Here is a 10716-nt window from a genome sequence, read left to right as displayed (position 1 = left end):
CGGGTTGGCGGTGAAGGAAGTTTTTCTTTCACCGGCGGAGGGGACTCTCTTTGGGATGAACGAACGTTCGTTCAGCGCGAAGAGCGTGTCTCATCCCAGGGGACAGCGTGCCTCCCGGCCACACCGGGGCCGCCGTCCCGATAGCCAGCCAAATCTTTTCTCGATCAGGCCCGGTGTCAAGGACCGCGAAGCGGCCGGCGTCAGCCGGCGGCCGCAGGCCGTCCATGACTCCGGGACAGATCGAGAAGACCCTCGAAGGAGGGTCGGCGGCCCAACCCCAGCCCCCAGATAGCCTGACGAAACATGCCTTGCTCGCCGTAGGCCAGCAAGGTCATCGGCCCGTCAGCCGATTGCGGCGATGCCCCAGGAGACCTCGATCCGCTCGTCAGGAGCCAGCGTGATCAGATCGGTGCCGGAGTTGAAGGCGTCCGGGGGAGCGGTCATCGGCTCGACGGCGAGGCTGCCGCGCACCGGCGACTGGTCGTCGGCGCTGTAGACCATCAGCCACGGGTGACGCTGGTCGACCCAGAGCGCGACGCCACCGTCGGGACCCTGGATCGTGACGGTGGCCCGGCCGTCCTCGCCGCGGTCGAGGTCGGTGAACGCGTGGTCCAGGACGACGTCGCCGATGGGTCTGGCGGAGGTGAAGTCGTAGTCCGTCCCGGCGGTCGCCTCGCTGGTCGTGGGCAGCTTGCGCTCGGGGTCGGAGAGCAGGCGGGTCCGGGCGGGGAGGGTGAGCGTCCAGGTGTCGACCGGACCGGCGCCGACGGTGAGATAGGGGTGGGCTCCGGCGGCGTACGGTGCGGGGGAGTCGGCGTGGTTGGTCGCCGACTGGGTGACGGTGAGACCGTCGGGCCCGATCGCGTACGTCACCTCGAGGTCGAGCGTCCACGGGTAGCCGCTCTGCGCCATCAGCCGGGTCGCGAGGGTGATCGAGCTCTTGGCCTCCTCGATGGGCAGCCACTGTGCCCACCGGACCAGCCCGTGGGAGGCATTGTTGCGGGCGACCTCGGTGAGCCCGAGCTGGTGGGTCTTCCCGCCGAACTCGTAGCGTCCGTCACGGATCCGGTTGGGCCACGGCGCCAGCAGCTGTCCCTTGCCGCCGCTGGACTGCTGGTCGTCACCGAACCCGGCGACCAGGTCTCGCCCCTCGTACGACAGCAGCCGCAGCGCGCCACCGCTCTCCGTCACCGTCGCGGAGTAACCCCCGCCGTCGATCGTGAACTGCTCTCCACTCGGTCTCAGCACGCGCCCAGGCTATCCAGTGGGCCCATCCGGTGCTGCTACCGAGTGCCGCTACTCGGCGGGCCCGCCGCGGGAAGGCTAGGTCGTGACGATGATGTCGGCACGGGCCGCGGTCTGGTTCTCGGCGAAGTGCGCAGCCTCGGCGGCGGCCCAGGCGTCCCAGTGCGGCGCGAAGGTGTCGCCGTCGCGGTCGAGACCGCGCGTCTTGCGCACATCCTCCGGTGCGTCGACCCAGGCGAGGGCGCTGCGGAAGCTGTCGTAGGCGGCCGCGCCGCTGCCCACGCCTTCGATCACCAGCAGTGGGCTCGGTGGGACCAGGACGGTCTCCGCGTAGGACCCTCGGTGCCAGTCGTAGCGGCGGTAGGACCCGGGGGCGCCCTCGACGAGGGGGAGCAGGACTGTCTCGAGCTGGGCGATGCCGTCGGCGAGGCCGTCCCAGCCGGCGTAGAGGTCGTCCATGTGGACCACCGGCGCCTGCGTCGCCTCGGCCAGGGCGGTGGCCAGCGTCGTCTTGCCCGACCCGGCGGGCCCGTCGATGCAGACCAGCCGCCCGGGGCCGAGGGTGGCCGGGCGGCTCATCGCGACCATCAGGAGGTCGGCGGAGGGGGAGTCGGTCAACTCAGGAGATGCCGTACTTCTTCAAGATGTCGTTGACGTCGGCCATGTCCTCGTCATCGTCGTCGAGCACCGGGCCCTTGGCCGTACGCGGCGGCGCCGTGACCGAGGCGGGGCCGGCAGAACCGGCGGGTGCGGCGCCTGCAGCCTTCCGTGCTGCCCGGCTCGGCTTCTCCTTCGTCGGCAGGAGGCGGGCGACGAAGATCAGCACGATCGCGAGCGCGGCGAGACCGAACCCGATCCAGACGGTCGGGCTGAACACCAGACGCGCAGCCCAGTCGGCGATCGCGTCCACGATCCTGCCGCTCGCGCGCAGCAGGCCGGTCAGATAGGCCGCAGGGGCGAGCAGCGTCCACCCGAGGGCCCTCGTGCCGGCTCCGAGACCGCGCCGTCGGAACGCGACCCAGGTCCAGATCGCTCCCAGAATCGTGAGCGCGGCAGCGAGTGCGAGGTAGGCGCCTTGGTCCATACCTGCAGTCTTCCACTGTCGTGGTCGTCTGGCACCCGGACTGTCCCCGATATCAGCCCTGATCTTCTGCTGAGGTTCAATGGGTCCGATGAACGACAAGCGACTCCTCGGCACAGCGTTTCCCGGCGACACCGGCGAGACGAGTCCTGAGGTCGCAAGCGTGCTGGGGTCGTACGCCGCAGGCCGAGCCACCCACGCCGACGTGCTCATCGTCCTGGCCGAGGCCCGGGTGCTGGTCCCGGTCGTCGCGGTGCTGGGCGAGGTCGAGATCGACGAGGCCGGTCTGGCCCACGACAAGACCTCCGACATGGCCACCGTGCTGCTCACCGGCGCCGACGGCCGACAGGCCCTGCTCGGGTTCAGCGGCACCGCTCCGCTACAGGCGTGGCAGGCCGATGCCCGCCCGGTGCCGGTCTCGCTGCGTGACGCCGCCCAGGCCGCCGTCCACGACGGTGCCGACGCCCTCGTGCTGGATCTCGCCGGGCCGGTCCCGTTCGCGATCGAGGGCGACGACCTGCAGAAGGTGGCCGAGGGCTGGCAGCTGGCGACCGTCGGGCCGCGTACGGCCTGGGTGCGGCCCTGAGGCTGCGCTGACCAGCGCGAGCTCGCCCCACGATTGGGTGCAGTGCGGAATGTTGCAGTAGTGTTCCGTGTTGACCGATCAGACCGACGTACGCCGTGGGTCTGATCCAACAAGCGGAGATCACGAAAGCGTTCTCCCACCCGCATCGACCGCCCGCTACACAGGTCGTCGGGTCCGGTCCAGAGGACGATGCCCCAGTGATGGGTCGACGTACTCGGTGGTGCGAGCCCGTGCATGGGTGAGCGTCTGACTGGCTTCCGCTTGTGACAATCCAGCGGAAGCCCTTTTTCATTTCCGGACCGCCCGTGCACGCGGCCCGGGACCGAGAGCCAGAGCCTCCGCAGCCAAACAACTGGAGGACACATCAGCACTGAGCTTCGTATCAACGACCGGATCCGGGTTCCCGAGGTCCGCCTCGTTGGTCCCAACGGAGAGACGGTCGGCATCGTGCCGACCCCTGACGCGCTGCGCCTGGCCCAGGAGGCCGACCTCGACCTCGTCGAGATCGCCCCGCAGGGCAAGCCGCCGGTCTGCAAGCTCATGGACTACGGGAAGTTCAAGTACGAGAACGCCCAGAAGGCCCGTGAAGCCCGTCGAAACCAGACGAACGTGATCATCAAGGAGATGAAGCTTCGTCCCAAGATCGACAAGCACGACTACGAGACCAAGAAGGGTCACGTCGTGCGGTTCCTCAACGCGGGGGACAAGGTCAAGATCACGATCATGTTCCGCGGTCGTGAGCAGCACCGTCCCGAGCTCGGCTTCCGCCTGCTGCAGCAGCTGGCCGACGACGTCCAGGAGCTGGGCTTCGTCGAGTCCGCGCCGAAGCAGGACGGCCGCAACATGATCATGGTGCTCGGCCCTCACAAGAAGAAGGCCGACGCGAAGGTCGAGGCGAAGACGGCCAAGGAGGAGAAGGCCGCCGAGCGCGCCGCCGACGAGGCTGCCGAGAAGGCGGAGCGTACGGCTGCGAACGCCGCACGTCCGGTCTCCGCTCCGAAGGCGAAGCGCCGCTCGGAGAACCTCGACCCCGACATCGACGTCTGAGCCTCCGGGCCGACCCAACAGACTTCCGCCGCCGCGGCGCCCCGTGACCGGCCGGACGACGAGAGAGAGAAGAACATGCCGAAGAACAAGACCCACTCCGGTTCCAAGAAGCGCTTCAAGGTGACCGGTTCCGGGAAGATCCAGCGTCTGCAGGCCGGCCGCAAGTCCGGCGCTGCGTTCGCCTCCGCGCCGACCACGGGCTCGCGCAAGAAGCACCGTCGCAACGCTGGCCTGGTGGAGCTCGCCCCCGCCGACGTCAAGCGCGCGAAGAAGCTGCTCGGTCGCTGAGCCTGCTCGGACAGCAGAGCACCCCGAAACTTTCCCTAGCATTCAAGGAGCACTGAAATGGCACGCGTCAAGCGCGCAGTGAACGCTGCGAAGAAGCGTCGCACCACCCTCGAGCGGGCCTCCGGTTACCGTGGCCAGCGCTCGCGCCTCTACCGCAAGGCGAAGGAGCAGGTCACCCACTCGCTGGTCTACTCCTACAACGACCGCCGCAAGAACAAGGGCAACTTCCGTCGCCTGTGGATCCAGCGGATCAACGCCGCGGCGCGCGCCGAGGGCATGACCTACAACCGCTTCATCCAGGGTCTCAACCTGGCCGGCGTCGAGGTCGACCGCAAGATCCTCGCCGACCTCGCCGTCAACGACGTGACCGCGTTCAACGCGCTCGTCGCCCAGGCCAAGGCCGCCCTGCCGGAGGACGTCAACGCCCCGGCGAACGCCTGAGCCAGTTCTCGGCCGAGTTAGATCTCGTAGGGACGCCCGTCGACGCAGCAGCGGAGGCGGGCGTCGCTGCATGCTCGGGACGTTCCCTCGTCCTGCACGCCGTTTCAGTCCCCGACATGGCGGGGAGATGCCCCATGAAGGAGACCGGATGACGCCGCTGGCTGCAGGAAATGCCCGCCTGAAGGAGATCCGGAAGCTCGCTCGCCGAGCCGTCCGGACCGAGCGGCGGCAGTTCCTCGCCGACGGGCCCAAGGCGATCGAGGGGGCCCTCGGCATCGAGGGTTGCGTGCTCGAGATCTTCGCGACGGAGGCGGGCGCCGAGACGTACGCCTCGCTGCTGGCCGATCAGCCGGTCACGCTGGTCGAGGACCGAGCGATGGCCGGCCTGTCCGACTCGGTCACCCCTGCCGGTGTGGTGGCGCTGTGCCGGTTCCTCGACGTCCCGATCACCGACGTCGCCGGCCCGCTCGTGGTGATCTGCGCCGATGTACGCGACCCCGGCAACGCCGGCACCGTCATCCGCTGCGCGGACGCGGCGGGCGCGTCCGGCGTCATCCTCGCCGGCGACTCGGTCGATCTCTACAACCCCAAGACCATCCGGGCCTCGGTGGGATCCGCCTTCCACCTCCCGGTCGCGATCGAGCGCGACCCGCTGGTCGCGGTCGAGGCAGCCAAGTCCGCGGGGCTGACCGTCCTCGCCGCCGACATGCACGGCGAGGCCGACATCTTCGAGGCGGACAATCTGCTCGTCGAACCGTCTGCGTGGCTCTTCGGCAACGAGGCCTGGGGCCTGACCGACGAGCTCACCGCCGCGGCCGACCACGTCGTCTCGATCCCGATCTTCGGCCGCGCCGAGTCGCTCAACCTCTCCACGGCAGCCGCGCTCTGCCTCTACGCCAGCGCCCGCGCTCAGCGCTGAGTCCGCTTATGGTGGGATCGTGAGCGAGCGTCAGCGAGTGAACCAGACAGTCATCGCGCGGCCGCGTCCGTATCATCGCGCTCGCGCTACGGAGGTGGCCGCGTGAGCGACCCAGTGATGGACTATCTCTCCGGCATCGAGCCGGCGAAGCGCGCCTTGATCGAGCACTACTACGAGCTGGTGCGAGAGCTGTTCCCCGAAGCCGTCCCCGGGAAGAAGTATGCGATGGCGTGCTACACGCTGCGCGGGAAGGGGCTGGTCTCGGTGGTGGCGACCAAGGCCGGTCTGTCGGTGATCCCGTTCAGCGGAAGCCTGAACGCCCAGGTCGCGGGGGAGTTCGAGGTCTCCGAGGGCGGGGGATCGCTCTACTGCACGGTCGAGCATCCGCTGCCGGACGACGCCTTCAGCGAGCTCGTGCGGTTGCGTGCTGCTCAGATCGCTTGACCTTCATCTCACCTGAAGGCCGATGGTGTCGGCATGGATGAACCACTGTTGACGATCGGGGCGTTCGCGCGCGCCGTGGGGCTGACCGCGAGCGCGCTGCGCCATTACGACGAGTGCGGGTTGCTCGTGCCTGCGGAGGTCGACACCGGCACCGGCTATCGCTACTACACCCCTGAGCTCGCCGACCGGGCTCGGTTGATCGTCGGCATGCGCGAGGCAGGGGTCCCGATCGGGACGATGAGGGTGGTCCTCGACTCGCCGGCGACCGAGGCCCGAGCCGCGCTGGCCAATTTCCTCGAGGACCAGAGCGCGCGCACCGCGCGGGCCGAGGAGGCGGTGCGCGGCGTGCTGGCCGCCGTCGACGCCGGTCCCGCCGCCAGGCCGGCCGTCGTCGAGGTCCCCGGGCCCGTGCTGGCCGCTGCGATCCGACAGGTGCGTCATGCGGCCGAGGCCGACCCGGCCTCCGAGCTCGCCTCGGTCCTCATCGATGTCGATGGCGGCGGTGTCGACGTGGTGGCGACCAACCGCTACTGGATGGCGGTACGTACGCTGGCGGCCGCAGCCGAGGGCGACGGCGGCCGGGCGGTGCTGTCCCTGCCGGACGCGGCGGCGCTGGCCGACGGGCTCGACGCGATCACGAGCGCCGAGCTGCGGATCGCCGACGGCACCCTCACCCTCGCCGGCCGGTCGCTGGGCCGCGACGCCACCTACCCGGCTCACCGGCTCGTGCTGGCAGGCCTCGACCCCGCCCCCACCCGCGCGGTGCTTGCGCGGGCCGATCTGCTCGCCGGGCTCGACGCGGCCGCATATGCCGAGGTCGACCTCTTCCTCGGCGACCACGCTCGGCTGCGGTCACCGCAGACGGCCGAGCAGAGCGACGTACGCGGCGTGGTGACCGGTCCGCCGACCCGGCTCCGGCTAGGCACGGCCCTGCTCGGCCGCGCGTTGGCAACGTGTCTGGGCGAGGAGGTGCAGCTCGCGGTGACCGCGCCGGACCGGCCGGTCGTGCTCACCTCGCCGTATCAGCCCGGGTTCACCGCACTGGTCATGCCTGTGCGCCACGAGGGCTGAGCGATGGGAAGGATCGTGAGCCAGGGGTTCCGCCCCTGGCTGGCAGCGTCGACCGCCTCGGTGTTCGGGGACTCGGTGACGTTTTTCGCGATCGGCTGGGCGGCAGCCGGCTTCGGGGCCGATGCTGCCAGTCTCGTGCTGACCATCGAGGGGATCCCGCTGGCGTTGCTCGTGCTCGTCGGTGGCGTGCTGGCCGACCGGATCGGCATCCGTCGCACCATGGCCGTGTGCGATGCCGCGATGGTGCTGATCATGGCCGGCTTCGCGATCGGCGCGATCGGTGGCGCCGGGCTGTGGATGCTGATCGCCCTCGGAGTCCTCTCCGGCACCGTCCAAGCCCTCCGGCGTCCGGCCGAAGGAGTCTTTCCGCGGCTGTTCGGGTCTGAGGATCTGGACCGGCGGATGGCGCTGGTCGGATCGGTCCATCAGATCGCCCGTGCCGCCGGGCCCGCGGTCGGAGGCGTGCTGATCGGCCACGGTGGCCTGCCCCTGACCGCGGGGCTGGATGCCGCGACGTTCGCCGTCGTCCTTGCCGTGCTCCTGGCGGTGCGCCCACCGTACGAGCCGGCTCCGACGCCCCGTCAGGGCTCGGTGTGGCGCAGCCTCGTCGACGGGATGCGGACCGCGGCACGAACCCCGGGGGTCGTCCCGGTGCTGGTGGCCATCACCGGCCTCGCGGCGACGGTGCTCCCGCTGGTGATGCTCGCTCTGCCGCTCGCCGGCCGCGAACGCGGCTGGACCGCGGCCGAGACGGGTCTCGTCTCGGGGGCCTGGGTGGCTGGGGGACTGGTGATGTCCCTCGCCGTCGCCCGGTGGGGAGCGCCCCGCGCGCCCGTCGCGGTCATGGGGCCCGCGCTGGCCGCCGGTGGCGTGGTCCTCCTGGCGGTGCGTACCGAGCTCTGGGTGGGGGTCGTCGCGATCGGCCTGGTCGGCGTCGGCACGACGATGCTGACCAGCTACCTCATCCCGGCGTTCGTCGCCAGCACGCCGCCGGAGATGCTGGCTCGGTTCTCGAGCCTGACCCAGGCCGCCCAGACGGTCCCGGTCCTGCTCGCCACGCCCATGCTCGGTGTGGCGGCCGGGTTCGACCTCCGGCTGGCGCTCGTCCTCGTCGCCGTCCTGCTCCTGGCCACGGTGCCTGCCGCTGCCCGGGTCGCGCGGCTGCCGCGTCAGCCGGTGCTGGAGCCGATCAGCGGATAACGGACACCGGGGTGCGTGGATACCCCGGTGGGTCTGATACACGAATGGCAAACCTGTTTCACTCGAGCTGCGGAGGTTCTCTCAGGGCGTCGAGAAGGAGCGCGGTATGACGAACGTGAGCAGACGACGGCTGCTGGCCGCTGGCGGGGCAGCAGCGACCAGCGTGACGCTCCCGCTGTGGACGTGGGCACCGAGCGCGTCGATCGCGGGCACGGGGGCGGGCCTGGACCCCGACCACGTCTGGGACGTCCGGGCCGACCCGGTCATCGAGCGCCTCTACGGTGAGGGCATCGACAAGGTCGCGGAGGTCAACGAGATCCTCGAGGGCTGGACCACCAACGACCAGCCCCTTCCCGACGGGCTGCCGGGCTATCTGGTCGACTTCATCGAGGAGGCGCGCCGGCTCCCGGCCTGGGCCGACCAGGGGAAGCTGCAGCTGGCCGGGACGTTCAACGAGGAGAGATACGGCTTCTTCCTCGCGCTCCTCTACACCCTCGGCAGCGGCCTGATCAGCTGTGCGATCAAGCGTGAGGCGTGGTCGGTCTACTACTCCTACGGCGGGTCCGACATGCGCGACCGGATCGCCAAGACGACCGTGCTCGGCTATGACGTGATGGACGCCCAGGGGTGGACCGCATCAGGCCGGTTGATGGTCAACTCGGTCAAGACCCGGATGGTCCACGCGGCCGTACGGCACCTCCTGCCGCAGTCTCCGCACTGGTCGCGCGTCGGCGCCGGCCAGAAGATCCCGATCAGCCAGGCCGACATCCTGGTCACCTTCCACAGCCTTGGCACCTGGGTGATGAGGAAGTTCACCGAGTGGAACATCGCGCCGAGCGAGGAGCTCGCGGAGGCGTTCCTCCATGCCTGGAACGTGGATCTGCATCTCCTCGGTGTGCAGGACCAGTACCTGCCGAAGGACTGGGCCGCGGCCTACGCGCAGTATGACCAGGTGATGGGGCCGGCGACCGGCGGCACCCGGGAGGGCGTCGAGCTCGCCCAGGCTCTGCTCGACTCGGTGATCGGAGAGGGCAACCCGCTGCTGCGCCACGAGCTGGAGTCGCTGGGGCGCTACGTGATCGGGGATGCGTACGCCGACATGATCGGCTTCGACAGGGATCCGGTGCTCGCGCCGCTGTGGGCGGGCGCCGTGCCGCTGCTGGTGACCTCCTATCAGAGCACCGTCCCCAACATTCCGATCGTCTCCAACCTCCTCCCCGAGGCGGTGCACACCTTCATCAAGATCTACTTCTCGCCCGGTGACCCGGCCCCGATCACGCTGCCACTGAGCAATCGGCCGGAGTAGCAGTCCATCGACCCGGCCATCGGACTAGGGTGTCGGCGTGGACGCCCGAGATCTCGCCGATGCCCTGCCCGACGGTGTCGTCGTCGCCGACGGGGACGGCATGGTCGTCCTGGTCTCTGCCCTGGCCGGGCGGATGCTCGGCGTCGACCCGTGCGCGAGCATCGGGCGGACGCTGGGCGACGTACTCAGGCTCAGCAACACGGAGGGGCAGACCTGGGCGGAGGTCAACCGGCCCTACGACACTCTGCCGACCGTCACCGGGACCCCCGAGCAGGCCTGGCTGCTTCCGGACGGCACCGAGGTGCTGGTCGTCTCGACGATCCGGCGCCCGTCCCTGGACGCCGCAGTCGATCAGGTCTCGATCTCGCTGCGCTCCGGCCGGGGCCGCAAACGCCTCGACCGGGAGCGCTCCGACCTGGTCGCCACCGTCGCCCACGAGCTGCGCTCGCCGCTGACCGGCGTCAAGGGGTTCGTCCAGGCGCTCCTGAACCGGTGGGACAGGCTCAACGACGATCAGAAGAAGCTGATGCTGAAGACCGTCGCCTCCGACTCCGACCGGCTCTCGAGGCTGATCGCCGAGCTCCTAGACGTCGCCCGGATCGACACCGGCCGCCTGCAGCTCTACCCGCGAGCCAGCGACGCCTCCGTGCTGGTCACCCGCGTGGTCGAGTCCGTGGGATCGGCCACCTCTCGTGCCATCGAGCTCGACATCCGCACCCGTGAGGACGAGCTGGAGATCCACGCCGACCCGGACAAGTTCACCCAGGTGGTGACCAACCTCGTCGAGAACGCCGTACGTCATGGCGACGGTGTCGTCACCGTGATCCTGGACGCGGCGCCCGACCCTGACCAGATCCTGCTGGTCGTCGAGGACCACGGCGAGGGCATCCCGGTCGAGCTGCGCCAGCGCGTGTTCACGAAGTTCTGGAAGCACGGCGCGCGCGGGGGCTCCGGCCTGGGCCTCTACATCGTCGGCGGGCTCACCCACGCCCACGGCGGCACGGTGAGGATCGCCGACGCCGAGGAAGGTGGTGCCCGGATCGAGGTGACCTGGCCCCGAGAGCAGCCGGCCACCTGAACGGCCGGCC

Annotated in this window: 13 protein-coding genes; 10 read left to right on the top strand and 3 right to left on the bottom strand. The window is 69.9% G+C overall.

Annotated elements, in window-relative coordinates:
• Nucleotides 1-342: 342 nt before the first annotated feature.
• From WBG06_RS25595 to WBG06_RS25585, 3 genes are all read right to left on the bottom strand, one after another.
• A complete protein-coding gene (locus tag WBG06_RS25595) occupies nucleotides 343-1248 on the bottom strand; it encodes an aldose 1-epimerase family protein (protein ID WP_336740507.1) in 906 nt (301 codons plus the stop codon).
• A gap of 75 nt (nucleotides 1249-1323) precedes the next feature.
• Nucleotides 1324-1863, bottom strand: coding sequence for a uridine kinase family protein (locus WBG06_RS25590; RefSeq protein WP_336740505.1), 540 nt, complete (start codon nucleotides 1861-1863; stop codon nucleotides 1324-1326).
• A gap of 1 nt (nucleotide 1864) precedes the next feature.
• A complete protein-coding gene (locus WBG06_RS25585; RefSeq protein ID WP_336740503.1) occupies nucleotides 1865-2329 on the bottom strand; it encodes a hypothetical protein in 465 nt (154 codons plus the stop codon).
• 88 nt (nucleotides 2330-2417) lie between these two features.
• Between WBG06_RS25585 and WBG06_RS25580 the strand changes: the two genes are divergently transcribed.
• The 10 genes from WBG06_RS25580 to WBG06_RS25535 all read left to right on the top strand — a co-directional run bounded on the left by WBG06_RS25580 (nucleotide 2418) and on the right by WBG06_RS25535 (nucleotide 10706).
• Nucleotides 2418-2912, top strand: a complete 495-nt coding sequence (locus tag WBG06_RS25580) for an SseB family protein (protein WP_336740502.1) — start codon at nucleotides 2418-2420, stop codon at nucleotides 2910-2912.
• Between the two features lie 363 nt (nucleotides 2913-3275).
• Nucleotides 3276-3959 carry a translation initiation factor IF-3 gene (gene infC, locus WBG06_RS25575; protein ID WP_336740515.1) on the top strand — a complete coding sequence of 228 codons (684 nt, stop codon included), beginning with the start codon at nucleotides 3276-3278 and terminating at the stop codon, nucleotides 3957-3959.
• A gap of 75 nt (nucleotides 3960-4034) precedes the next feature.
• Nucleotides 4035-4247, top strand: coding sequence for a large ribosomal subunit protein bL35 (locus WBG06_RS25570; RefSeq protein WP_008359371.1), 213 nt, complete (start codon nucleotides 4035-4037; stop codon nucleotides 4245-4247).
• A 57-nt stretch (nucleotides 4248-4304) separates the two neighbouring features.
• Nucleotides 4305-4688 carry a 50S ribosomal protein L20 gene (rplT, locus tag WBG06_RS25565; RefSeq protein WP_336740498.1) on the top strand — a complete coding sequence of 128 codons (384 nt, stop codon included), beginning with the start codon at nucleotides 4305-4307 and terminating at the stop codon, nucleotides 4686-4688.
• A 148-nt stretch (nucleotides 4689-4836) separates the two neighbouring features.
• On the top strand, nucleotides 4837-5607 hold the full coding sequence (locus WBG06_RS25560; RefSeq protein ID WP_336740496.1) for a TrmH family RNA methyltransferase: 771 nt from the start codon (nucleotides 4837-4839) through the stop codon (nucleotides 5605-5607).
• A gap of 102 nt (nucleotides 5608-5709) precedes the next feature.
• Entirely contained in the window at nucleotides 5710-6051 is a 342-nt protein-coding gene (locus WBG06_RS25555; RefSeq protein WP_336740494.1) for an iron chaperone, read from the top strand.
• A 33-nt stretch (nucleotides 6052-6084) separates the two neighbouring features.
• Nucleotides 6085-7122 (top strand): MerR family transcriptional regulator, encoded by a 1038-nt coding sequence (locus WBG06_RS25550; RefSeq protein ID WP_336740493.1) that lies wholly within the window; start codon nucleotides 6085-6087, stop codon nucleotides 7120-7122.
• A gap of 3 nt (nucleotides 7123-7125) precedes the next feature.
• Entirely contained in the window at nucleotides 7126-8322 is a 1197-nt protein-coding gene (locus WBG06_RS25545) for an MFS transporter (protein WP_336740491.1), read from the top strand.
• Between the two features lie 106 nt (nucleotides 8323-8428).
• Nucleotides 8429-9628 (top strand): oxygenase MpaB family protein, encoded by a 1200-nt coding sequence (locus WBG06_RS25540; protein ID WP_336740489.1) that lies wholly within the window; start codon nucleotides 8429-8431, stop codon nucleotides 9626-9628.
• Between the two features lie 37 nt (nucleotides 9629-9665).
• Nucleotides 9666-10706 carry a sensor histidine kinase gene (locus tag WBG06_RS25535; RefSeq protein ID WP_336740487.1) on the top strand — a complete coding sequence of 347 codons (1041 nt, stop codon included), beginning with the start codon at nucleotides 9666-9668 and terminating at the stop codon, nucleotides 10704-10706.
• Nucleotides 10707-10716: the final 10 nt, after the last annotated feature.

The organism is Nocardioides sp. CCNWLW239, from assembly GCF_037137035.1.
GTDB lineage: Bacteria > Actinomycetota > Actinomycetes > Propionibacteriales > Nocardioidaceae > Nocardioides.
The sequence above is the reverse complement of the archived record's forward strand: the minus strand, read 5'-3'. Positions and strand labels throughout refer to the sequence as shown.